The sequence below is a fragment of the Amedibacillus sp. YH-ame6 genome (assembly GCF_053848845.1).
On record NZ_JBSPEZ010000010.1, the window covers coordinates 65,378 to 88,189 of the forward strand.

Annotated in this window: 25 protein-coding genes and 1 tRNA gene; 22 read left to right on the top strand and 4 right to left on the bottom strand. The window is 34.7% G+C overall.

The window, feature by feature from the left end:
* Window positions 1–13 precede the first annotated feature (13 nt).
* The 4 genes from ACWG0P_RS08400 (at window position 14) to ACWG0P_RS08415 (ending at window position 3,050) form a co-directional block, all read left to right on the top strand.
* Entirely contained in the window at window positions 14–985 is a 972-nt protein-coding gene (locus ACWG0P_RS08400; RefSeq protein ID WP_455801341.1) for a PhoH family protein, read from the top strand.
* Window positions 978–1,658: a response regulator transcription factor gene (locus tag ACWG0P_RS08405; RefSeq protein WP_455801342.1), complete on the top strand. Its 681-nt coding sequence runs from the start codon at window positions 978–980 to the stop codon at window positions 1,656–1,658. Before ACWG0P_RS08400 ends, ACWG0P_RS08405 begins: the two co-directional genes overlap by 8 nt.
* Entirely contained in the window at window positions 1,648–2,865 is a 1,218-nt protein-coding gene (locus ACWG0P_RS08410) for a sensor histidine kinase (RefSeq protein ID WP_455801343.1), read from the top strand. The genes ACWG0P_RS08405 and ACWG0P_RS08410 overlap by 11 nt, the downstream gene beginning before the upstream one ends.
* A gap of 110 nt (window positions 2,866–2,975) precedes the next feature.
* A tRNA-Glu gene (locus ACWG0P_RS08415) sits at window positions 2,976–3,050 on the top strand.
* Window positions 3,051–3,085: 35 nt separating this feature from the next.
* Here the strand turns inward: ACWG0P_RS08415 and ACWG0P_RS08420 are convergent.
* On the bottom strand, window positions 3,086–3,373 hold the full coding sequence (locus tag ACWG0P_RS08420; protein ID WP_455801344.1) for a hypothetical protein: 288 nt from the start codon (window positions 3,371–3,373) through the stop codon (window positions 3,086–3,088).
* Window positions 3,374–3,556: 183 nt separating this feature from the next.
* On the opposite strand from ACWG0P_RS08420, the gene ACWG0P_RS08425 reads away from it, so the two are divergent.
* The 14 genes from ACWG0P_RS08425 to ACWG0P_RS08490 all read left to right on the top strand — a co-directional run bounded on the left by ACWG0P_RS08425 (window position 3,557) and on the right by ACWG0P_RS08490 (window position 16,291).
* Window positions 3,557–4,486, top strand: coding sequence for a substrate-binding domain-containing protein (locus ACWG0P_RS08425; RefSeq protein ID WP_455801345.1), 930 nt, complete (start codon window positions 3,557–3,559; stop codon window positions 4,484–4,486).
* Between the two features lie 71 nt (window positions 4,487–4,557).
* Window positions 4,558–5,499: a phosphate ABC transporter permease subunit PstC gene (pstC, locus tag ACWG0P_RS08430; RefSeq protein WP_455791280.1), complete on the top strand. Its 942-nt coding sequence runs from the start codon at window positions 4,558–4,560 to the stop codon at window positions 5,497–5,499.
* Entirely contained in the window at window positions 5,496–6,743 is a 1,248-nt protein-coding gene (gene pstA / locus ACWG0P_RS08435; RefSeq protein ID WP_455801346.1) for a phosphate ABC transporter permease PstA, read from the top strand. The genes pstC and pstA overlap by 4 nt, the downstream gene beginning before the upstream one ends.
* A gap of 11 nt (window positions 6,744–6,754) precedes the next feature.
* Window positions 6,755–7,516: a phosphate ABC transporter ATP-binding protein PstB gene (pstB, locus tag ACWG0P_RS08440; protein WP_455791277.1), complete on the top strand. Its 762-nt coding sequence runs from the start codon at window positions 6,755–6,757 to the stop codon at window positions 7,514–7,516.
* Window positions 7,517–7,528: 12 nt separating this feature from the next.
* Window positions 7,529–8,167 (top strand): phosphate signaling complex protein PhoU, encoded by a 639-nt coding sequence (gene phoU / locus ACWG0P_RS08445; protein WP_455791276.1) that lies wholly within the window; start codon window positions 7,529–7,531, stop codon window positions 8,165–8,167.
* A 105-nt stretch (window positions 8,168–8,272) separates the two neighbouring features.
* Complete coding sequence (gene ybeY / locus ACWG0P_RS08450; protein WP_455801347.1) at window positions 8,273–8,740, top strand: rRNA maturation RNase YbeY; 468 nt, start codon at window positions 8,273–8,275, stop codon at window positions 8,738–8,740.
* Window positions 8,709–9,068, top strand: a complete 360-nt coding sequence (locus ACWG0P_RS08455; RefSeq protein WP_455801348.1) for a diacylglycerol kinase family protein — start codon at window positions 8,709–8,711, stop codon at window positions 9,066–9,068. Before ybeY ends, ACWG0P_RS08455 begins: the two co-directional genes overlap by 32 nt.
* A complete protein-coding gene (gene cdd / locus ACWG0P_RS08460) occupies window positions 9,062–9,472 on the top strand; it encodes a cytidine deaminase (protein ID WP_455801349.1) in 411 nt (136 codons plus the stop codon). Before ACWG0P_RS08455 ends, cdd begins: the two co-directional genes overlap by 7 nt.
* On the top strand, window positions 9,469–10,362 hold the full coding sequence (era, locus tag ACWG0P_RS08465) for a GTPase Era (RefSeq protein WP_455791271.1): 894 nt from the start codon (window positions 9,469–9,471) through the stop codon (window positions 10,360–10,362). Before cdd ends, era begins: the two co-directional genes overlap by 4 nt.
* Window positions 10,362–11,111, top strand: a complete 750-nt coding sequence (gene recO, locus ACWG0P_RS08470; protein WP_455801350.1) for a DNA repair protein RecO — start codon at window positions 10,362–10,364, stop codon at window positions 11,109–11,111. Before era ends, recO begins: the two co-directional genes overlap by 1 nt.
* Before the next feature lie 147 nt (window positions 11,112–11,258).
* Window positions 11,259–12,641, top strand: coding sequence for a glycine--tRNA ligase (locus tag ACWG0P_RS08475; RefSeq protein ID WP_455801351.1), 1,383 nt, complete (start codon window positions 11,259–11,261; stop codon window positions 12,639–12,641).
* A gap of 17 nt (window positions 12,642–12,658) precedes the next feature.
* Complete coding sequence (gene dnaG / locus ACWG0P_RS08480; RefSeq protein WP_455801352.1) at window positions 12,659–14,428, top strand: DNA primase; 1,770 nt, start codon at window positions 12,659–12,661, stop codon at window positions 14,426–14,428.
* A gap of 4 nt (window positions 14,429–14,432) precedes the next feature.
* The gene (rpoD, locus tag ACWG0P_RS08485; RefSeq protein WP_455801353.1) at window positions 14,433–15,629 is read left to right on the top strand and encodes an RNA polymerase sigma factor RpoD; all 1,197 of its coding nucleotides are present in this window, start codon (window positions 14,433–14,435) and stop codon (window positions 15,627–15,629) included.
* Window positions 15,629–16,291, top strand: coding sequence for a tRNA (adenine(22)-N(1))-methyltransferase (locus ACWG0P_RS08490; protein ID WP_455791264.1), 663 nt, complete (start codon window positions 15,629–15,631; stop codon window positions 16,289–16,291). The genes rpoD and ACWG0P_RS08490 overlap by 1 nt, the downstream gene beginning before the upstream one ends.
* A gap of 17 nt (window positions 16,292–16,308) precedes the next feature.
* Here the strand turns inward: ACWG0P_RS08490 and ACWG0P_RS08495 are convergent, their stop codons facing one another.
* Genes ACWG0P_RS08495 through ispH form a run of 3 tightly spaced genes read right to left on the bottom strand, consistent with a single transcriptional unit; the run spans window position 16,309 to window position 18,141 of the window.
* Window positions 16,309–16,869: a GNAT family N-acetyltransferase gene (locus ACWG0P_RS08495; RefSeq protein WP_455801354.1), complete on the bottom strand. Its 561-nt coding sequence runs from the start codon at window positions 16,867–16,869 to the stop codon at window positions 16,309–16,311.
* Window positions 16,870–16,871: 2 nt separating this feature from the next.
* Window positions 16,872–17,216: a TIGR04076 family protein gene (locus tag ACWG0P_RS08500; RefSeq protein ID WP_455801355.1), complete on the bottom strand. Its 345-nt coding sequence runs from the start codon at window positions 17,214–17,216 to the stop codon at window positions 16,872–16,874.
* A gap of 13 nt (window positions 17,217–17,229) precedes the next feature.
* Window positions 17,230–18,141, bottom strand: a complete 912-nt coding sequence (ispH, locus tag ACWG0P_RS08505; RefSeq protein WP_455801356.1) for a 4-hydroxy-3-methylbut-2-enyl diphosphate reductase — start codon at window positions 18,139–18,141, stop codon at window positions 17,230–17,232.
* Window positions 18,142–18,361: 220 nt separating this feature from the next.
* On the opposite strand from ispH, the gene ACWG0P_RS08510 reads away from it, so the two are divergent.
* From ACWG0P_RS08510 to ACWG0P_RS08525, 4 genes are all read left to right on the top strand, one after another.
* Entirely contained in the window at window positions 18,362–19,726 is a 1,365-nt protein-coding gene (locus ACWG0P_RS08510) for a DEAD/DEAH box helicase (protein ID WP_455801357.1), read from the top strand.
* Window positions 19,723–20,601, top strand: coding sequence for a deoxyribonuclease IV (locus ACWG0P_RS08515; protein WP_455801358.1), 879 nt, complete (start codon window positions 19,723–19,725; stop codon window positions 20,599–20,601). Before ACWG0P_RS08510 ends, ACWG0P_RS08515 begins: the two co-directional genes overlap by 4 nt.
* 187 nt (window positions 20,602–20,788) lie before the next feature.
* On the top strand, window positions 20,789–21,655 hold the full coding sequence (locus ACWG0P_RS08520) for an AraC family transcriptional regulator (protein ID WP_455801359.1): 867 nt from the start codon (window positions 20,789–20,791) through the stop codon (window positions 21,653–21,655).
* Between the two features lie 2 nt (window positions 21,656–21,657).
* The gene (locus ACWG0P_RS08525) at window positions 21,658–22,122 is read left to right on the top strand and encodes a hypothetical protein (protein ID WP_455801360.1); all 465 of its coding nucleotides are present in this window, start codon (window positions 21,658–21,660) and stop codon (window positions 22,120–22,122) included.
* The last annotated feature ends 690 nt before the right edge of the window (window positions 22,123–22,812 follow it).

A 22,812-nucleotide genomic window follows, 5' to 3' on the forward strand; every position in this document is an offset into this window, starting at 1 on the left:
TGAAGGAGAATATATGAGTAGACAATATCAAATCGATTTAACAGGAAGTTCTATGGATTCCATTGTAAAACTATGCGGTCCACAGGATAAGCATTTGCATTTATTAAGAGAGGCATTTCATAGTGATATAACACTTCGTGATGATACATTAAGTGTATTGTGTGAACATGAAGAGACTTTTGAAACGATTCAAAAGATTTTAAAAGCAATGATGGATATGTTAGAGAATCACATTGATGTACAAGAACGTGATGTGATCTATTTGATTAAATTAGCGAAAGAGAAAAAACTACAAAATGTTTCTAGTATGTATCAAAAACCAGTTGGTAAAAGCATTCATGGGAAATTGATTTATCCTAAAACCATTGGACAGCGTTATATGTTTCAGTGTATGTGCAATTCTGATATTGTTTTTTCAACGGGAGTAGCTGGGACTGGCAAGACATACCTAGCGGTTGTTTATGCTGCCACATTGCTTAAAAAGGGTGATATACGTAAGATTATACTTACTCGACCTGCGGTAGAAGCAGGAGAAAGCCTTGGGTTTCTTCCAGGAGACTTAAAAGAGAAAGTAGATCCATATTTACGTCCTCTATATGATGCATTATATGATACACTAGGAAATGAACAAGTAGAGAAATTACTTGAGAAAGAAGTAATTGAAATAGCACCACTTGCGTATATGCGTGGACGTACTTTAGATAACGCTTTCATCATTTTAGATGAAGCACAAAATACTACACGTGCACAAATGAAGATGTTTCTAACAAGAATGGGGTTCCATTCAAAAATTGTAATTACAGGAGATGTTACGCAAATAGATTTAATTAAAAAAAGTGACAGTGGTTTAATGAACGCAAAACAATTATTGGATGGAATCGATGGAATATCCTTTGTAGAACTTACAAGTTTAGATGTTGTCCGTCATCCATTAGTTCAAAAAATCATTGAACGATATGAAAGAGAGGAACAAACGCATGGCTAAGATATTATTAATTGAAGATGAGGAAAATATTAGAAAAATTATTGCTTATGATTTAAGAAAAGCAGGTTTTGATATCGTTGAATGTGGGGATGGAAAAACAGCGATTGATTTAGCATTGAAAGAAGAATTTGATGTCTTAATTATTGATTGGATGTTGCCTCATGTAAGTGGAATTGAAATCGTCGAGAAATTAAGAGAAAAACGTATTAATAGTATTTTGATTATGTTAACCGCTAGAGATGATGAAACCGATGTTTTATATGCTTTTGAAAAGGGTGTAGATGATTATGTAACCAAACCTTTCTCACCAAGAGAGTTACTTGCTAGAGTAAATGCTCACCTAAAACGAAATGGCGGAATCCAACAAGATAAAATCCTATCCATGGGAGATGTCTCTATGGATATGAAGCGAAGAATTGCTTATATTGCCAGTGAACAATTGGTGCTTACAAAGAAAGAGTTTGACTTATTAGAATATTTCATTTCTAACAAAGAGATTGTATTATCAAGAGATAATATTTTAAATGAGATATGGGGATTCGATTATGATGGAGATACAAGAATTGTAGATGTTCATGTATTCAAACTTAGAAGTAAACTTTCCAAAAGCTCTGTAAACATTAAGTCTATGCGAGGGATTGGATATGCCATAGAGGAAAACAATGAAAAATAATCGTTACATAGCTTTGGTAATTCTAGTCTTCATTGCCATTGTGTTACAATTGACCACACAAGTAAATGAGATTTTTCTCATTCTATTGTTGTCCGCTTCTTTTGTAGCTATATGGTTATTTTATGATCATAAAGATCAAGTGATGGCACGTAAAGAGTACAAAGAAATGCAAGAAAAGATTAAGAGTACTTCAAAAGATGTGCACTTAAAGAATAAACAGCTATTAACCATTGTAGGTAGTATGCCGTATCCATTGTTGTTATTGGATCAATTTGGCAATGTTGTTATGAGTAGTAGTATTGATGAGATTTCAGATGGGGAAACATTTGAAGATATGAATTATATGAAAAATAATTTTGTGGATCCAGTAAAAGAATTTATTAAAGATAGCTTTATTATGGAAAAACAAGTTGATAAAATTTTACGTATCAATGATATCGAATATCAATCTATTAGTATTCCAGTGACCGCAAAACAACATTATCGTGGTTGTTTATTCCTGTTTCAAGATGTTTCTAAAACATTGGAAGGGGAAAAGATGCAGAAACGTTTTATTGCGGACGCTTCCCATGAATTAAAGACACCTATTGCGGTTATCAAAGGAATGGTAGAAATATTAAACCGTGATGATTTCGATGATGATGAAACAAGAAAAGAATTTCTTGATCAAATTGAGTCAGAAATCAATCGCTTAGATAACCTTGTAAAAGATTTGTTACAGTTATCACGTTTGTCCTTATCGAACGTCATATTAAAAAAAGAAAAAGTGGATATGACTAAGGTGATCGATAAAGCATGTCAATCCTTATCAAAGACAGCTGATAAAAAAGGTTTAATAATCGTAAAAGATTATCAGTATCGTGGTATTTTAACTTGTGATGAATCAAAAATGTTCCAAGTTATGATCAATTTATTATCCAATGCGATTAAGTACAGCGATACAGGTGCAATCACTATCAAAACATCAAAAGAAAATAGTTTTTATACGATTGAAGTAAAAGATGAAGGTCATGGTATATCTTTAGAAGATCAAGAAAAAATATTTGAGAGATTCTATCGGGTAGACGATGATCGTTCGCGTATGAATGGTGGTTCTGGTTTAGGTTTATCCATTGTGAAATCAGCGGTGGAAGCGCATGGTGGTAAAATCCTTGTGCGTAGTCAAGTGGATGAAGGAACTTCCTTTATTGTTAAAATTTTAATTTAAAGAGGTTTGATAAATACAGAAGTCATGGGTGTATCTTATGGCTTTTTTTATGTTTTATATGCTTGCAAAGTGATGAGGTTTGATGATATAATAACTCCGCATTCAAAGATGTCGCGTTCGGCAAGCGGTTAAGCCACAGCCCTCTCAAGGCTGTACCACGGGTTCAAATCCCGTACGCGATGCCATAAAACAAACAAACCAGCAGAAGTTCTGCTGGTTTTTATTTGTAATTAATAACGATAGAGAATCCTGATACAGCACCTAATATGTTGGGATTGCCCATCGGGGATATGCGTATATTCAACACTTCATATCCATCTTTTTGCATGCGCAAAAGGAAATCATCCATTTGCATAGTAAATCTTGTTTCACATTGGAATGGGTTGACAGAAAGTGTTGTGGTCGCATGTAGCACAATGATGTGTTGATATCCGTCTTTATCTTTTATATATGGGCGTATGTCGTCATATGCGTGTTCATCAATAGAAATGATTTCAGAAGTGTCCATAAGGTAGTTCCTTTCTAGCTTGGGAATATTATAGCATATCTTTTTTGTTCATTGTGTATTATTAAAGAAGTTTTGAGGAAGAATATAGATAGATGAATAAGTTAACAGTAAATTAACAATACGTTAATTTAGAATTCATAAACAAACGTTATGATATAGACGTATTCAAGGAGGAATATAAGAATGAAGAAAACATTGATGTTAGGATTAGCATGTTTGATGAGTGTTTCATTAATGGCATGTGGATCAAATGATGATAGCGCGCAGGGAGTCACTGGAGAAATTAAAGTATACACACGTGATTCATCTAGTGGAACAAGAGAAGCTTTTGAAAAAGGTGTAGGATTTGAAGGGAAACTTACAAAGACTGCAAACGAAGTAACAAGTAATGATGATATGGCCGCAAAAGTTGGTTCCGTAAAAAATGGAATCGGTTATACATCTTTATCTACAGACTTTGAAAAGAACGGTGTAAAACCATTGAAATTCGAAGGAGTAGAAGCAAGTGCAGAAACTGTATTAGATGGTACTTATAAGTTACAACGTCCATTCAAATACGCAACAAGAGCTGCAGGGGACTTTGGAAGTGATGATAAAGAACAGCTTGTAAAAGCATTCTTAGATTACTTAGAAAACTCTAGCGAAGGTATGGCGGTTGTAAAAAAAGCTGGTGGTGAAGTTGATTTAACAAAAGCCGTTGCTTGGGAAGAATTAGCAAGTAAATATCCAGTATTAGAAAAAGACAATTCAGGAATTACAATTACAACTGGAGGATCTACATCTGTAGATAAAACAGTAAAAGCTGCACTTGAATCATTCTCACCATTAGCAGGGAATGTAAAATTCACAATGAATCATTCAGGTAGTGGAGATGCAGTACCTCGTGTATTAGGAAAAGAAAAAGATGGACCTAATAAAGCAGATATTGGATTTGCATCAAGAGAATTCAAAGCAGAAGAAGATGTTACAGGAGCTATGATGAGTGGTCAATATTGTTTAGATGCAGTTGTGGCAGTTGTAAACAAAGACAACAACAGCTTCGATAATATGACAAAGGATCAATTAATGAAAATCTTTACTGGTAAATTTGCGAAATGGGAAGACATCAAGTAGTACAGTAGCACGAATAGAGAATGGTCTGACTTAGTTCAGACTGTTCTCATGTTATAAGGATTGGTGAAAATATGAAATATTTTGTTAGACAGTTTACGAGCTTTGAAAAAAATAATAAGAAACTCCAACATGACAAACGTATGCGTTTTGTATTTATGTTGGCCGCATTGATTGCGAGCTCTATGTTAGCTGTAATCGTAATTTTTATTAGTATTAAGGGAGTAACTCCATTTGTTGGGACATCTACTTATGAACCAGTGAATTTCTTTGATTTTCTTTTCGGTAGCTTATGGCGAAAAGATCAAGGTATTTATGGGGTAGGATTTATCATTATCAATACATTGGTTGCGAGTTTTGGGGCATTGTTAATATCTTTCCCATTATCCGTATTGACAGCTCTCTTCATTGCGAAGATTGCACCAAAACGTATTGCAGAAATTATGACTACAGTTGTTGAATTATTGGCGTCCATTCCATCTGTGGTATATGGGGTATTCGCTTCAGGAACGATCACAGTACTTGTAAGTGGATTAGCATCTTCCTTTGGATTTGTAACAGCAGGAGGTAGTTCTTTATTAGCGGTTATCTTATTGCTTGCGATTATGATATTTCCAACCATTACTTCTTTGTCAATTACTGCCATTCGTAGTGTAGATAAAGAAATTGAACTAGGTTCTTTAGCGTTGGGTGCTACAAAGACACAAACAAATTTTAAAGTTATCTTAACAAGTGCTAAATCAGGAATCTTTGCAGGTGCAATCCTAGGAATAGGTCGTGCTTTTGGAGAGGCAACTGCAGTTGCAATGGTAGCTGGTAACAAAATGTTTGGTCCTACTGTGAATTTATTTGATACCACAAGAACCCTAACAACCACTATGTTGGCAGGGTTGAAAGAAACCACTGGATTAGATTATGATATTCGATTCTCTGTTGGTTTGATTTTGATGGCAGTTATTCTGTTATCAAACCTTCTTTTGAACTTCATGAAAAAGAAAGTGGGGAATTTGAAATGAAACAAATTAACCTTGCGCAAAAAAAGAAACGTAAACGCAACGATGGTATCTTAAACGGAATTACTTACGTTTCCAGTGGAGTAAGCGTAGTTGTTTTGATTGCTATCTTTATCTTTATTTTCTCAAAAGGCTTTTCCTCTTTAGGTTTTGATATCTTGACTGGTAATTACTGGTCTAATAATTATTTGACATCTATTCAAGAACAACATAATGCTCCAGCTAACTTTACAAAACCGTCAGATTTAAGTGAAGGGGCTGTATTTAGTAGTAAATGGGGGGTTGCATTCATCGATACAATTGATCAACACAAAGACAATGTCGTATTGATCGAATACATCGATAAAGATTCACCATTCAATTACTTAATTGACGATAGTATCAAAGATCGTGAAGTAACTATGGGGGCGGAAGTCGGTTTCCAAGCCGAGAGAATTAATTTTGTAAATACACAAGGGAAGACACAAGTAAGTGGAAACATCATGTCTCAAAGTGCCAAAGAAGTAGTGACTATGTTAGATGAAAATGCTGCTTCTATCAAAACTATGTATTTTAAAACTCCTGGTGGAGGAATACGTGGTTCTATTATTACAACTTTGTACCTTATTATAGTATCCTTGTTGATTGCACTACCATTAGGTATTGCGGCAGCGATCTACTTACATGAATATGCAAAACCAACACGTACAACTGGATTTATCCGTAGTGCAATTGAAATGTTAACTGGTGTACCTAGTATCATCTTTGGTTTGATGGGAGTTGCAGTTTTATTTCCAATTACACAGATGTTTGGTGCAACGACTGCCAATATTTTGTTAGGTTCCTTAACGATGTCTGTTATTTTATTGCCAACCATTATACGTTCTACAGAAGAAGCGTTAATCGTTGTGCCAAAATCACTTCGTGATGCATCGTTATCTCTAGGGGCAAACCAATCTCAAACCATATTCAAAGTAATCTTGCCATGTGCCGTACCAGGTATCTTAACGGGTGTACTTTTGAGTATTGGTCGTATCATTGGAGAAAGTGCCGCCTTGATTTATGCAATGGGTACTTATGTCAATGATAGTCCTGAGTTATTATCTCAAGGAACAAGTTTAGCTGTTCATATTTACAATATCATGAGTAGTGAACAACCAAACTTTGAACTAGCAAGTGCGATTTCTATCGTAATCCTTATCTTTGTATTAGTATTAAATATTAGCATCAAACTATTAAGCAAACGTTTTAATAAAGCGTGGTATTAGGAGGAAGTATTATGAATGAAGAAACAATATTTCAAGTATCAGATTTAAACTTATTCTATGGAGAAAAACAAGCATTAATGAACATCCATATGGATATCGCGAAAAATAAAGTAACTGCATTGATTGGACCAAGTGGTTGTGGTAAATCTACCTTCCTTCGTTGCCTAAACAGAATGAACGATTTGATTGATGGTTGTAGTATTGAAGGAAATATCGAATTGGATGGTGTTGATGTTCATAAAGGAGCAATGAACGTCGTTGATTTACGTACACGTGTAGGTATGGTATTTCAAAAACCCAATCCATTCCCAATGTCCATTTATGATAATATTACGTATGGTCCTAAATGTCAGGGGATCAAGGATAAGAAAATTCTTGATGAGATTGTACAACAATCTCTTGAAAAAGCTGCCTTATGGGAAGAAGTAAAAGATCGTTTAAATGATAGTGCATTTGGATTATCAGGTGGACAACAACAACGTTTGTGTATTGCACGTGCGATTGCAATGGAACCAGAAGTAATATTAATGGATGAACCAACAAGTGCACTAGATCCAATTGCGACAAACAAGATTGAAGATTTAATGGAAGAGTTGAAAGAGGAGTATACAATCATTATCGTAACACACTCTATGCAACAAGCTTCTCGTGTTTCTGACTATACTGCTTTCTTCTTGTTGGGAGAAGTGGTAGAATTTGATAAGACAAGTAATATCTTCCAACAACCAAAAGATAAACGTACGGAAGATTATATTACAGGAAGATTTGGATAGGAGGAATCTTACATGGTAAAAATAGATGCTGAATTAAGCGCAATGGAACAAAACATCCTGAAAATGGGACGTAAAGTATTACAAATGCATGAAAAGATCGTAGATGTTTTAAATCAACCAGACAGAGAGAAAGAATTAGCAATCGTACAAGCAGATGATATCATCAATCACCTAGAAGAAGAGGTTAATGATATGGCAGTACGTTCACTTGCGTTATTGTCTCCAGTTGCTAGTGATCTTCGTAAAGTTGTGGCAGACATCAAAATTGCAAGTGAATTAGAACGCATTGGTGATTATGCAAAAAATATTGCGATTTTCTTAATCAAACACGATGAAATCGAATCTAGTATTCGTAAGTATGGTATGGCGATGGAACAACAATTCATTGAAATGCTACAAGATACAATGAAAGCATATGAAGAACGTGATATTGAATTAGCGTTTGAAATCCCAGAAAGAGATAAAGGAATCAAAGACTTGTACTATAAGTTAAAAGAAAAAGTTACTTCAAAAGAAGATGTTGACTTCATGAAGAATATCTTTGAAATCAGTGCGATGGTTCGTAATATGGAACGCGCAGGAGATCATACAAAGAATATCTGTGAACATATCATTTATATGGTAAAAGGACAACATTACGATTTTGGATAAAACCCACAGTGGTGCTTATGCACTACTGTTTTTCTTTCTGTTAGAATCATAAGACCTTTTTCTTTCTTTGTGGTATAATAATCACGAAAGTAATGAGGTGAATACATGGAAATCAACATCATCAATCAAAGTATGGAAGCGAAATGGACACGCTATAAAAAAGATTTTGTTACCATTTCAGAAAAAACATCACAGGTATTGAAGTTAAAAGAAGGACAATGTGCTTCTGTTATCTTTGTGACACCTGAACAAATACATGAAATAAATCGTACATATCGAGGGATTGATCGTCCAACCGATGTTATTAGCTTCGCACTAAAAGATAGTGAGGAAGATTATGAAATCATGGATGGAGAAGAAGAACTTGGTGATATCTTTATCAATATCGAAGCAATCAAGCAACAGGCAAAAGAGTATGGGCATTCTATAAGAAGGGAAGTGTGTTTTCTATTTACACATGGTATCCTTCATTTGTTGGGATATGACCATATGAGTCAAGAAGATGAACGTGTAATGTTTGCATTACAGGATGACATATTGAATGATATCGTTCCTAAGAAAGTACGTTCGTAAATTCTACTTTGCTTTTGCCGGCTTGTTTCATGGAGTATGCCATGATCATAGTATTATGCTTCAAGTTTTCATTGGATGTGCTGTCATTGTAGCGTGTGCATTCTTATCCTTGAACGGTATGGAATGGGCACTTATTCTCATTGTGATTGCATCCGTTATTGCTTTAGAATTTGTAAATAGCGCAATTGAAGAAGTTGTGGATATGGTTTGTCCGCACTATCATGAAAGCGCAAAAAAGATTAAAGATTATGCAGCAGCGGCCGTATTGATGATGTCAATCGTAGCGGCAATCGTTGGAGTTATCATTATAGGAGGTAAATTATGGTAGAACTTAATAAGTATTCAGATATATTAGATTGTGCATTTAACGCGATGGAACATGCATATGCACCGTATTCCAAGTATCATGTAGGAGCATGTGTAAAGACAAAAGATGGGAAATACATCCCAGGAGCAAATATAGAAAATGCTTCTTTTGGATTAACAAATTGTGCGGAGCGTAGTGCTATTTTTGCGACGTATTCTTTAGGGTATCGTAAAGAAGATATTGAATCTATTGCGATTGTGAGCGATGGAGATATATTGGCTGCACCTTGTGGAGCATGTCGTCAAGTTTTAGTGGAATTATTACAAAGAAATACTCCGATTGTTTTAAGTAATAAAAAAGATGGAAAAGTAACCAACATTGAAGAGTTATTACCAATGTCATTTACACAAGAGGATTTACTATGAGTTATCGTTCAGGTTTTATAGCAATCGTTGGTAGACCCAACGCAGGAAAAAGCACCTTACTAAATGCAGTGATGAAAGAAAAAATAGCTATCACTACATCCAAACCACAAACCACCAGAAATAACATTTCTGGAATACTTACAACAAAAGAAACGCAATTTGTGTTTATCGATACTCCAGGAATTCATAAACCAAAACACGAACTAGGAAGAACACTCAATAAAAATGCATATACTGCAATTGCAGAAGCGGATATCAATTTTTGGATGGTAGATGCTACGCAACCTTTTGGAAGTGGAGACGAATTTATTTTAGAAAAGATGAAACAATCTCATATACCAGTATTCCTAATATTAAATAAAATTGATTTATTAGAAAAAGAAGATTTAATCAAGGTGTTGAAACAATGGCAAGATCGTATGTCTTTTAAAGAAATCTTCCCAATTTCTGCACTAGAGAAAGAAAATCTTGAAGAACTTTTAAAGGTGACACGTGAATATTTACAAGAAGGACCAATGTTTTTTCCTGAAGATATGATTTGTGATCATGGAGAACAATTTCAAATTGCTGAGATTATTCGCGAGAAAGTTTTAAACAAAACAAACGAAGAAGTTCCTCATTCGGTTGCGGTTGTTATTGAGAACAGAAAAGAATCGGATACAAGAATAGACCTACAAGCGATGATTGTAGTAGAACGCACTTCACAAAAAGCAATTCTCATTGGTAAACAAGCAAGTATGATTCGCTCTATTCGACTAGCGGCGCAAAAAGAACTAAAAGAAAAATTACATAAAAAAGTAGAATTGGAGCTTTTTGTAAGAGTTGAAAAGAATTGGCGAAATCGTGCAAGTAAGTTAGCACAACTTGGATATAACGAGAAGAGCGAATAATGAGAGAACAAGAATATGTAGGTATTGTCGTACGTTATCAAGAATATCGTGAACATGATGCCATGTTACATATTTTATGTGAAAATGGCCAATTGTTTCATGTGGTAGCTAGGGGTATTCAAAAAATGAAAAGTAAGAATGCGCCTGCTTGCCAAGTGTTTACAATGAGTTGCTTTTTATTAAATGTAAATGAAGTAGGGGATTTACATTCCCTAAAAAGTGCAGAGATTATAGAAAGCTATCGTAAGATAAGAGAAGACTTATATAAACAAACCATCGCATCCTATATGTGTGAATGTTTGGATGCGAGTGATTTTGATATAAATACATTTTCATTACTAAAGCAATCCTTAGACATTTTAGTTGATACGACACATCCTTTACGCATTCTGTGTGTGTTTCAATCTATCATGAATCAAATGCATGGAATCGAACCCTTTGTTGATGGTTGTGTTCGATGTGGGAGTACTGGTGGTGTACAAGCGATTTCTGTTAGTAGTGGGGGAATGATTTGTCAAGAGTGTTATCAAGGTACCATAGACAAAAATAAGGCTGTTGAAGAGTTAAAGCGATTTCGACTCTTATGCAAAACACAATTACAACATTACGACATCTTGAAAAACTATAATGATTTTACTTTTTTAGACTTCTTATCACTTTATGAATTCTTTCAAGAATATGCAGGTGTGAATGTAAGAAGTATACGTTTTTTAAAGCATTTGTACGCAATGGAAGAGAATTCAAAATAAATTCTCTTTTTTTTGTGCCTTTCAGGTAGATATTGCATTGACAATGAACGCACAAAAGTGTTATATTAAAGTGTATTCTTGTAACTATTTTTTCGTTTCACCTGCATCACGATGTGATGAGATTTTTTTTGAAAGGGGCTATATTATATGGAAATCGAAAAACTATTTGATACAGTAACAGCGCATGCGAAAAACAGTGGATTTGTTTTTCAAGGCTCTGAGATTTATGGTGGTTTATCCAATACTTGGGACTTTGGTCCATTAGGTATTGAATTAAAAGATAATATCAAACGAGCTTGGTGGCGTAAATTCATTCAGGAGTCACCATACAACACAGGTATTCAATCTGCGATATTGATGAATCCTGCCGTTTGGGTTGCGAGTGGTCATGTTGGAGGATTCAGTGATCCTTTGATGGATTGTAAAGACTGTAAGACTCGTTTTAGAGCTGACCAGTTGATTGAAAATGCAACAAATAACGAAGTAAGTGTTGAAGGATGGAGCAATGAAGCGATGATGGACTACATTAACGAGTACAACTTAGCTTGTCCAAAATGTGGGAAACATGACTTTACTGATATTCGTCAATTTAACTTAATGTTTAAAACGTTCCAAGGAGTTTTAGAAGATGCTAAGAATGCGATTTATCTTCGTCCTGAAACAGCACAAGGAATGTTTGTGAATTTCAAGAATGTACAACGTTCTATGCGTAAGAAGTTACCATTCGGTATTGGACAGGTTGGTAAAAGCTTCCGTAATGAAATCACTCCAGGAAACTTTATCTTCCGTACAAGAGAATTCGAACAGATGGAATTAGAATTCTTCTGTGAACCAGGTACAGATATGGAGTGGTACCATTATTATAAAGAGTATTGCATGAAATTTTTGACTGATTTAGGCATACAAGAAGATCATTTGCGATTCCGTGACCATACTCCTGAAGAATTGGCATTCTATTCTAAAGGAACTTGTGATATCGAGTATAACTTCCATTCTCAAATTGGATGGGGAGAATTATGGGGTATCGCAGATCGTACGGATTATGACTTAAAACAACACCAAGAAGCTAGTAAGAAATCATTAGAGTACTTGGATCCAAATACCAATGAAAAATATTTACCTTACTGTGTAGAGCCAGCTGTTGGTGTAGAACGTTTAATGCTAGCATTCTTATGTGATGCGTACGATGAAGAAGAATTGGAAAATGAAACACGTATCGTTATGCATTTCCATCCATACTTAGCACCTATCAAAGCTTGTGTAATGCCATTAAGCAAAAAACTAGGTGATAAAGCAATGGAGATTTACGCGAAGATTGCGGCAGTAGGAAATTGCGACTATGATGAATCCGGAAGTATTGGGAAACGTTATCGTCGTCAAGATGCAATTGGTACACCATTTTGTATCACAGTAGATTTTGAAACAGAAAATGATCAATGTGTAACTGTACGTCATCGTGATTCTATGGAACAAGAACGTGTAGCTATCGATGATTTAGCAGCTTATATCGAAGAGAGAATTAAACTATAGTATAGGGGTGTTTGTGTTTGGCGCGTTTACGTGAAGAGGAAATCAATCAGATTCGTGCAAAAGCGGACATAGTAGATATTATTGGACGCTATGTACCACTTACTCGCAAAGGCAAGAACTACTGGTGTACTTGTCCTTTTCATGATGACCATTCACCATCGATGTCAATTGCCTCAGATAAACAGATTTATAAATGTTTTGTTTGTAATGCGGGCGGAAATGTCTTTACATTTGTATCAAATTACGAAAAAATTTCATTTATTGAGGCTGTATACAAAGTTGCGGAGTATGTAGGTGTTCCAATTGAGCATACTTTAGATATCCCCCAACGTGTTGTAGATCCGCATAAAGAGGCACTCTACAAGACGTGTAAAGACACCATTGAGTTTACACACTACCATATGGATACCTTAGATGCACATAACGTAAAAGAGTATTTAAGTTCCCGTTTGATTGATGAATCGATTATCAAGAAATTTGAACTTGGATATAACCCACCAGATGATGCTTTGTATAAGTTTCTTCATGCGAAGAAACATGCAGATGAAGATATCATTGGGGCAGGGGTGTGTCGACTAAGTTCCATTGGTATGAAAGATGTATTTGCAAATCGTATTACCATTCCTATTCACAATGAGTTTGGAGAACCTGTTGGTTTCTCTGCACGCAGAATTTTGGATAACGATGATGCGAAATACATCAATACGAATGAAACGGATATTTATATTAAAGGGAATTTAATCTTTAACTATCATAGGGCAAAAGAAGAAGCACGTAAACAAAAGAAAGTATATCTTGTGGAAGGTGCGATGGATGTTTTGTCGTTTGAAAAGATTGGACTATCAAACGCATTAGCAACACTTGGGACAGCTTGTACAAAAGAACAAATATTGTTGTTGAAGAAATTACACGCACCGATTATCCTTTGTTATGACGGGGATGGTGCTGGTAGAAATGCAACTTATAAGTTTGGTAAACTTGCTCGACAATATCAAATGGAATTTGAGGTTGTCGATAACAAATTTGGATTAGATCCGGATGAAGTTATTGAAGAGTTTGGTAAAGAAGAGCTAAAACACATGGTAGAGAGAACCATATCGTGGATTGATTTTCTATTTGGATATTTGGTAACAAAATACAATTTAGAAAATTATACACAAAAAAAGGAACTCGCCATTGAAATGGCAGAGGAAATAAACGCATTAAAAGATGATTTTGAAAAAGAAAGCTACTTTGTTCGCCTACGAGAATTAACAGAATTCGATATGCGCCCTGAACCAACAAAGGAAACAAAGACAGAAACGAAAAAGAAAGATATATATCAAAAACGAACGTATTTGACATTTCCTAAAAGCGGTAGAATGCATGCTGAGTATCAGATTTTATCACAGATGCTAAGTGGTGTCGCTGCCAGCAATTACTACAAAGAAGAACTAGGGTTTCTAAAAGATGACATGAGCAACAAACTGGCGATTTATATCATCGATTATTATCGAACACATCAACATATTGAAATCGCAGATTTATTGGATGTTATTAAAGAAGAACCTGTTAAGAAACTACTGTTAGAAATTGCAAATTGGGAACTTGCTCAAGACGATGTGAATATGGAAGTATTACATGAAGCCATTCATAAAGTAAAAGCTTGTTTCATGGATGATAAGATTGCGATGATCAACGAAAAGATTAAGCAGATCCACGATCCTTTAGAAAAAGCAAAGCTTGCGAATGAAAAGAATCAATTGATTATAGAGCGTGATGATTGGCGCAGCGCGGGAAGGAAGTAACGATATGAAAGCTACCAAGAAAAAAGCAGTATTAAAAGAATATAAAACTCTCGATGATATTAAACAAGGATTTCTAGATCGTTTAACAGATAACAATGAAGTTCAACAAAGTGAAATCATGGAGGCAATCGAACATTTAGATATGTCTGATAGTGACTTTGATGATTTGTTGGAATGGTTTTCAGAAAACGGAATTGATGTAAAAGATGCCGATGAAGAAGATGTTGATTTATTGGACGATGATGTATTGGCAGCTGAAGATGATGATGACATTGACTTTATCGAGGATGATGAAGAAGAAGAGGACACATTAGCTACAGATATTGAGAATTTGGAACAATCTTTCGCAAATTCTGCCCACACAAAAATCAATGATCCTGTAAAAATGTACTTGAAAGAAATTGGTCGTGTTGAATTATTAGACCCTAAAGAAGAACCTGAAATTGCTCAACGTATTCAAGCAGGGGATGAAGAAGCAAAGAAGAAACTTATTTCTGCTAACCTTCGTCTGGTTGTATCTATTGCGAAAAAATATGTTGGACGTGGAATGTTATTCCTTGATCTTATCCAAGAAGGGAACATGGGTCTTGTAAAAGCTGTTGAAAAATTTGACTATACAAAGGGATTTAAGTTCTCTACATATGCAACATGGTGGATTCGTCAAGCGATCACACGTGCAATCGCTGACCAAGCTAGAACAATTCGTATCCCAGTACATATGGTAGAAACCATCAACAAGTTAACTCGTATTCAACGTCAACTTGTTCAGGATTTAGGACGTGATCCTTCTGCAGAAGAAATTGCTGCTAAAATGGAAAACATTTCTCCTGAAAAAGTACGTGAAATTCAAAAAATCGCTTTAGAACCAGTTTCTCTTGAAACTCCAATTGGAGAAGAAGACGATTCCCACTTAGGAGATTTCATCGAAGATAAAGATGCACTTTCACCTGATGAATATGCAAACAATCAATTGTTAAAAGATGAAATCAACACAGTGCTTCAAGGATTAACAGAACGTGAAGAAAAAGTATTACGTTTGCGTTTTGGATTGTACGATGGAAGAACTCGTACACTTGAAGAAGTTGGTAAAGAATTCAACGTAACACGGGAACGTATTCGTCAGATTGAAGCAAAAGCATTACGTAAATTAAAACATCCTACAAGATCCAAACGTTTAAAGGATTTTGTAGACAAACCATAATGGCGCTCTCTAAGCGCCTTTTCTCCATATTTTCTATGGTAGAAAAGGGAAGTGTAGTCGCAGATATAGGATGTGATCATGGTTTGTTATCCATTGCGCTTATACAAGAAGATGTCTGTTCTCGTGTATACGCTTGTGATTTGCGTAAAGGTCCTTTATCAAGAGCCCAAGAGGCTATCTCTTCCTTACACTTAGATCATCAAATTACTACCATTCTTACAAATGGGATGGATAATTTACCAGAAGATGTAGACACCATTATCATCGCTGGAATGGGATTTGATACCATCCAAGGAATTTTGGAACGCAATTTAGATAAACTTGAAAATTACAAACGTATCATCATTCAAAGCAACAAACATGTAGATGATGTTCGTCGTTGGATTAGTGAACACCATTACACCATTGTACAAGAAGACATCGTAGAAGAAGATCATTTCTATGAAGTCATTGCATTTACATGTAGTTATCATGATTCTTTGAATGAAGATGAAATATTATTCGGCAGTTGTATACAACACCCACTATTTCCATTATACTGGAAACATCATTTGGATAAGTTAGTAAACATCTTGTCAAAAATGCCATCTACGGAACCTACATTCCAAGAATATACCCAATTAAAAAAACGTATTGAAGACAAATTAAAAAGCATTCTGTGATAAAATCCAGAATGCTTTTATTTTGTTTTGTGATAATCCTTTGCAAGAAGTGCATATATAGAGGCATCCACGATTCCTTGATTACTAATATCTGCTTCTCGCAAGGTACCTTCATACGTTAAACCGCAAGCTTTCATTACCTTTCCCGAATTTGGATTTTTAGGATCATGTTGTGATTCTATGCGATTCACTTTTACTTCATCAAAGAGAAAGGGAATGATCGCTTGAAATGCTTCTGTAGTAATCCCTTGATTCCACCATGTACTACCAATACAATAACCGATATGAACAATATTTAACGTTTCTTTTTGTTCCACAACACTAATCGAACCAATGGACTTATCTATGTCTTTTAACACAATGGACCATTGGTAGAAATTATCTCGTTCATAGGATGTTATCCATTCTTGTAAGATATTTTCTGTTACTTTAACAGACGCATGCGGTGGCCAACGCAAATAGGTAGTAGCCTTATGATCACTTGCCCAATTACGAAATACGCTTTCTGCATCTTCCGTTTTAAACTTACGCAGTATGAGTCGATTTGTCTCTATTTGTTTCGTTCCTTTATGTTCCATCGTTATTCTACTGGAGTATAGTTGATCTGTGCATCTATATCTGTTGCCTCCAATTTAAATATTACTGGTCTTAAACCATCGTTACAACTACAAATCGCAACTCCAGGTTTACGAATCCAATCACCATAATAAAACAATGTTTCTTTTGCTCCATGTGCTAACGCAAATACATATTGATAAATGGCTTTCCATGCTTCATCACAAAATCCTTCTGGTTTTGCATAATCCGCATAAAATACTTGATTATTTTGCAACATAGGGTATGGGCCTAAATTATGTGCACCATATTCTTTCGCAAGTTCCTCATCAAAGTTTTTTTTTAATACTGTTATTTTAACTTTCTTCATAGAGAATATCCTTTCATAATATATCTTTAATAGATACGACAGGCTTTTCTTTCTGTCGTTCATAACTCTGTAAGTACTCGATCACTTGTGATGTTAAGTAGGTAGGGGTACTAGCACCTGATGTAATCGCAACACGATTCATATTGCGCAATTGTTCATCCCTAATATCTTGTACATCATCAATCAAATACACGTACATAATTCCTTTTTCACGAGCAATTTGTGCTAATCTATTGGAGTTGTTTGAATGTTTATCACCAACCACATATAATACGTCTATATTTTGATCTTTTAAATCTGATACTGCTTGTTGACGAATCCGTGTAGCGTTGCATATTTCTTCACTAAAGATAGCATTTGGAAAACGTTCTTTAATTTTTGTAAACAATGCTTCCACATCAAATATAGACATCGTTGTTTGGTTGGTTACAAACACCTTATCAAACAAAGGCAGCTCCTGAATGCTGTATTCATCTGTAATCAGATGAACATGAGCACTTAACGAACATATCGCCTCTGCTTCAGGATGTGCTTCTTTTCCTATATAAAGGATATCATATCCTTCATCAAGTCTTTCTTTGACAATATCTTGCGTTTTTACAACGTCTAGACAACTAGCATCTACACATTCTAAACCCAAGCTTTTTGCTTTCTCTACAACATTTGGCGCAATACCATGTGCGGTAAAAATCACAATGCTTCCCATAGGGATTTCATCTAATAACTCAAGGCGAGTTTTACGCTTATCATCAACTGCTATAATATGTAATTCATTCAACGCTTGCATAACATATCGATTATGTACAAGCATACCCAATACATATATATTTCTATTCGGATTTTCTAATGCTGTTTTCTTCGCTAGAGAAATTGCTCTTGTGACACCTTTGCAATATCCTCTAGGCGTTACTTTTATGATTTCCATAGTTTCAACACCTCGTATTTATTATAACGGATTTTAATGTTTTACAACATTGTTTTTTTAAGTAATAACATTTTTCGAAAATATAGGGTAAAATAGAATCAAGGACAGAAAGTTATAGCCGGTTTTCATCTATGTACATATACGTAAAAACACATGCTTTACTTTACAATTGCTTTGTTTCATGTATAATGTAATGGCTAGTCAAAGGAGGTAATCCTATATGAGTAAATATACAGATTATAATTTTAAAGAACATACAAAGAAGTTTATACAACTAGAAGGCTTTATAGAGCCAACCCCGATTCAGAAAGAAGTAATCCCTTTAGCATGTAAGGGAAAAGATATCATTGGTGTATCTGATACAGGAACAGGGAAAACCCATGCGTTTTTAATTCCTATTTTAGAAGGAATCGATGTATCCAAAGCATGTGTACAGGCAGTGATTACTGCACCAACTAGAGAACTTGCAGTTCAGATTTTTCAACGTGCTGCCAAAATGAGTGAAGCAATGCCAGATTTAAATATTCGTTTGATTACCGGTGGTATGGAAAAATCAAGAATGAATGAACAATTGAAAGTTCAACCACATGTTGTAATCGGTACACCTGGAAGAATCAAAGACTTGTACTTACAAGAGCAGACATTGCGTGTAGATACTGCCAATGTACTTGTTATCGATGAAGCTGATATGACATTAGAATTTGGATTCTTAGAAGATGTAGATGCAATTGCTGGTAAGATGCGTAAAGATTTACAAATGATGGTTTTTAGCGCAACGATACCACAAGCATTACGCCCCTTCTTGAAGAAATATCTTGATAACCCAGTGACTGTTCAAATTGATGAAGGAAGTAACTTTCATCCGAATATTGAGCATATCTTAGTTCCTTGTTTGGAAAAGAGTTATGAAGAAAAAATGTTGGAAATGTTACCAACATTCCAACCATATGTTTGTTTGATTTTCGCAAATACTAGAACATTAGCTGCAAGTGTTGCGGAATCTTTACGTTCAAATAGCTATGGGGTTATTGAACTACATGGTGATTTATCTCCTAGAGAACGTACGAAAGCTATGAAAGATCTTGTGAATATCGAAAAATCTTTTGTTGTCGCGACGGATATTGCGGCTAGAGGTATTGATATTGATGGTATATCTCACGTTATCTCTTTAGGTTTCCCACAAGAATTGGATTATTATATCCACCGAAGTGGTAGAACTGGTAGAGCAGGGCATAGCGGGATTTGTTACGCACTTTATAAGAAACAAGACGATGCAATGATTCGCTCTCTTGAAATCAAAGGAATTTCTTTCCATCACCGTAGCCTTAAAAATGGTGTATGGACAGATTTAGAACCAATCCATAAGAAGAAAACAAAAAAAGATGATCCTTTAGAAAAAGAAATATCTAAGATTGTTACAAAGAAAAAGAAAGTAGTAAAACCTGGTTATAAAGTAAAAAGAAAAGCAGAAGTAGAAAAATTAAAACGTCAAGCAAGACGTAAAATGATCAAAGAAGATATTCATCGTCAGAAAAAAGAACGAGCAAAACAGAAGACGATTGAAAAAAGAGGAGAGAATTTATGATCATAGGCAGTCATGTTTCTATGAGTGCTCCTGATTATATTCTTGGTTCTGTGAAAGAAGCTATAACCTATGGAGCAAATGCCCTTATGTTATATACAGGTGCTCCACAAAACACGTTGCGTAAACCGATGAGTGATTTGAAGATAGCGGAAGCTTTACAGTTGATGAAGGAACACAATATTTCATTATCTTCGCTAGTTGTACACGCTCCTTATATTATCAATTTAGCAAATTGTCAGAAAAAAGAAACATTTGAACTAGGTGTAGAATTCCTTGCGAAAGAAATCGAACGTGTAAAAGCAATTGGCTCTACTATTCTTGTATTACATCCTGGAAGTCATGTACAAGCAGGTGAAGATTTAGGGTTAGCGCAGATTGTGAAAGGACTAGATCTTGCTATGGAGAATATTGGTGATGTAAATATCGCAATAGAAACCATGGCAGGCAAAGGAAGTGAAATAGGGTATTGTTTTGAACATATACGCTATTTGATTGATCATGTAAAACATAGTGATCATATCAAAGTGTGTCTGGATACTTGTCATATTCATGATGCAGGATTTAACTTAGCAGATTTTGATTACATATTAGATGAATTTGATAGAGTCATCGGTCTTGATCGTTTGATTTGTTTACATATCAACGATTCTAAAAATGTACAAGGTGCAAAGAAAGATCGTCATGCGAATATAGGTTTTGGTGAAATTGGTTTCGATAACCTTTGCAAGGTTGTACACAACCCTCGTTTAACGCATGTAGTGAAGATTTTAGAGACTCCATGGGTTGATGAATGTCCTCCCTACAAATATGAAATAGAGATGTTAAAAAAGGGTGTATTCGATGAATCTATTATGAGTAAGATCAAAGGAGAATGAAAATTCTTCTTTTCTTTATAACTTGTTCAATATTGAATCATACAATATTTGTAAATTGTTATTATTCCTATTTCTTATATAATTAACTTGAGCAAACAAATTGTATCATGCTATCCATCCAGTACTGAAAAGAAGATGAAATAGGAGTAGTTGCATGATAGACTTTATATAGTAGAGAGGAGCTTTTATGAATTGGGAAGAAAAATTGCAACAGATCATTGATTATGTCGAAGAACATTTACAACGAAAAGAAGAACCAATTGATCCAACACATATTGCACAAATTGCGGAATGTTCCTTTGATTTCTTTCAAAAGATGTTTTCCTACATGAATGGTATTGGATTTGCGGAATATATACGTTTACGTAAGCTTACCTTAGCTGGTTATGATACAAAAAGTACAAATATGAAAATAATTGAAATAAGTTTTCGATATGGATATGATTCACCTACATCCTTTACAAAAGCTTTTCAACAGTTTCATGGTTGTTCACCTTTACAAGCAAGAAAACAAGATGTTCCACTACAGATTTTCCCTAAAATGCAAATCATAACAAAACATCACTATGCATGGAAGTTGGCTCAAAAACCTGAAATCAGATGTATTGGAAAAAGTATTTCGATGAAAAATGAACGTAAACTTATGGAAAGTGAAATACCAAAATTTTGGAATGACTGTCAAAGAAGCGATGTGTACCAACACCTCGTTCGTCTTGATAATTCTGTAGAAACTGGAATGTTTGGGATGTGCTCTAATTTTGATTACAAAAAAGGAAGTGTCACTTATACAATCATGGTGATTTCCACACAAAGCGTACCTGATGGGTATGAAGAAATTTTACTACCTGCAGAAACATGGGCAATCTTTGATTGTGTTGGAAGTGTTCCAAAAGCAATTCAAGAAGGTTGGCGATATTTGGAACAAGAGTGGTTAATTCAATATCCATTCAAACATGCGAATTGCCCAAGTTTGGAATGGTATAGCGATAAGAATCCATTTGATGAAACGTATCAAAGTCAAATTTGGATACCAATTTTAGAGGAGGAGAAATAAAAATGGTACATGTAGTTTATTGTGATAATGTGGGAAAGTCAAAAGAAAAAGTTCTCGATAAAATTATAGCAGGAGAGAAAACTATGGTTGTACGAGGAGCCGCTGGAAGAAAAATCCCACATAGTCGTGTATTCCAAGGGGATACCTTATATTTTATGGAAAAGGGAAGTGGACGAATTCGAGTGTGTGCAACTGTAGATTATGTTGAAAATTATGTAAAACTCACTGACGAAGAAATTACAAACGTGTTAGAAAAAAATCAAAATAAATTATGCCTAAGCGATAAACAAAAAATAAGGTGGCATAAAAAATGCTTATGTCTTGTGGCTTTTCAAGAAGTGAAACAAATAGAAGAATTGTCATTTGATCATCAAGGAAACATGGACGATTGGTTGATTATTGAAAAAATCGAAGATGTTTTAGTGGGGACTAGTATTCCATATAACTATTCAGCATCAAAATTCTAAAACTTATGAAATTGACATAAATATAAAAGGTATGTTTTAATTACACTAAAATAGAACACTTATAAAGTAGTGCTTTATAAGTCTTGAAGAAAGATTTGTTTAGAGTAGGGGACGTATATGATTAAGATAATATATGCTTGTACATACTGTTGTGTTTACCTGTACATACTTTGGTTGAATTTTTGTATCGGACGGAAAAACACATCTTATATAGAATTTTTGGCAGTAAAAATTATCACTACCATAAATATGATTTTGAGTGTTCTTTGTTTTCTTCATATTGTCAACTCTACGTTTGTAATATTTTCTGTTATTATACCCTATGGAATTCCTTTGCTTGATAACATAAAAAAAGCAAAGGATACAACGAGCACATTCCAATTAAATAGAACCATATATATTGCGTTATTTACAACTCTTTTATTATTATTTATGTACGTTTATGGAGGAATCATAAATATGAACTTTTTCAATCCTTAGTACTTGGACTAGGTATGATGATGATGAATTGTAACTAAGATTACGAGCAAGCTTGACTTCAATATATGTGTGTGTTTTAATATGATAAAAGGGTTTGTCAATATAAATGTGTAATTTTTTTACAAATATTTTAGGAAGTGCTAAATCTTAATGATAAAGCCTTCCTTTTTCATTAAAGCATTATGAAAATATACTAGTAATTCATGTAGG

Excerpts from the sequence above, each read along its gene's own strand:
- ACWG0P_RS08405 (WP_455801342.1), top strand. The coding sequence starts at position 978 with ATGGCTAAGATATTATTAATTGAAGATGAGGAAAATATTAGAAAAATT.
- ACWG0P_RS08400 (WP_455801341.1), top strand. The coding sequence starts at position 14 with ATGAGTAGACAATATCAAATCGATTTAACAGGAAGTTCTATGGATTCC.
- era (WP_455791271.1), top strand. The coding sequence starts at position 9,469 with ATGAGTTATCGTTCAGGTTTTATAGCAATCGTTGGTAGACCCAACGCA.
- pstC (WP_455791280.1), top strand. The coding sequence starts at position 4,558 with ATGAAATATTTTGTTAGACAGTTTACGAGCTTTGAAAAAAATAATAAG.
- ybeY (WP_455801347.1), top strand. The coding sequence starts at position 8,273 with ATGGAAATCAACATCATCAATCAAAGTATGGAAGCGAAATGGACACGC.
- ACWG0P_RS08425 (WP_455801345.1), top strand. The coding sequence starts at position 3,557 with ATGAAGAAAACATTGATGTTAGGATTAGCATGTTTGATGAGTGTTTCA.
- ACWG0P_RS08495 (WP_455801354.1), bottom strand. The coding sequence starts at position 16,869 with ATGGAACATAAAGGAACGAAACAAATAGAGACAAATCGACTCATACTG.
- cdd (WP_455801349.1), top strand. The coding sequence starts at position 9,062 with ATGGTAGAACTTAATAAGTATTCAGATATATTAGATTGTGCATTTAAC.
- recO (WP_455801350.1), top strand. The coding sequence starts at position 10,362 with ATGAGAGAACAAGAATATGTAGGTATTGTCGTACGTTATCAAGAATAT.
- rpoD (WP_455801353.1), top strand. The coding sequence starts at position 14,433 with ATGAAAGCTACCAAGAAAAAAGCAGTATTAAAAGAATATAAAACTCTC.
- ACWG0P_RS08515 (WP_455801358.1), top strand. The coding sequence starts at position 19,723 with ATGATCATAGGCAGTCATGTTTCTATGAGTGCTCCTGATTATATTCTT.
- ACWG0P_RS08455 (WP_455801348.1), top strand. The coding sequence starts at position 8,709 with ATGATATCGTTCCTAAGAAAGTACGTTCGTAAATTCTACTTTGCTTTT.
- ACWG0P_RS08500 (WP_455801355.1), bottom strand. The coding sequence starts at position 17,216 with ATGAAGAAAGTTAAAATAACAGTATTAAAAAAAAACTTTGATGAGGAA.
- ACWG0P_RS08490 (WP_455791264.1), top strand. The coding sequence starts at position 15,629 with ATGGCGCTCTCTAAGCGCCTTTTCTCCATATTTTCTATGGTAGAAAAG.
- phoU (WP_455791276.1), top strand. The coding sequence starts at position 7,529 with ATGGTAAAAATAGATGCTGAATTAAGCGCAATGGAACAAAACATCCTG.
- ACWG0P_RS08510 (WP_455801357.1), top strand. The coding sequence starts at position 18,362 with ATGAGTAAATATACAGATTATAATTTTAAAGAACATACAAAGAAGTTT.
- ACWG0P_RS08410 (WP_455801343.1), top strand. The coding sequence starts at position 1,648 with ATGAAAAATAATCGTTACATAGCTTTGGTAATTCTAGTCTTCATTGCC.
- ACWG0P_RS08420 (WP_455801344.1), bottom strand. The coding sequence starts at position 3,373 with ATGGACACTTCTGAAATCATTTCTATTGATGAACACGCATATGACGAC.
- pstB (WP_455791277.1), top strand. The coding sequence starts at position 6,755 with ATGAATGAAGAAACAATATTTCAAGTATCAGATTTAAACTTATTCTAT.
- ispH (WP_455801356.1), bottom strand. The coding sequence starts at position 18,141 with ATGGAAATCATAAAAGTAACGCCTAGAGGATATTGCAAAGGTGTCACA.
- ACWG0P_RS08520 (WP_455801359.1), top strand. The coding sequence starts at position 20,789 with ATGAATTGGGAAGAAAAATTGCAACAGATCATTGATTATGTCGAAGAA.
- ACWG0P_RS08475 (WP_455801351.1), top strand. The coding sequence starts at position 11,259 with ATGGAAATCGAAAAACTATTTGATACAGTAACAGCGCATGCGAAAAAC.
- ACWG0P_RS08525 (WP_455801360.1), top strand. The coding sequence starts at position 21,658 with ATGGTACATGTAGTTTATTGTGATAATGTGGGAAAGTCAAAAGAAAAA.
- pstA (WP_455801346.1), top strand. The coding sequence starts at position 5,496 with ATGAAACAAATTAACCTTGCGCAAAAAAAGAAACGTAAACGCAACGAT.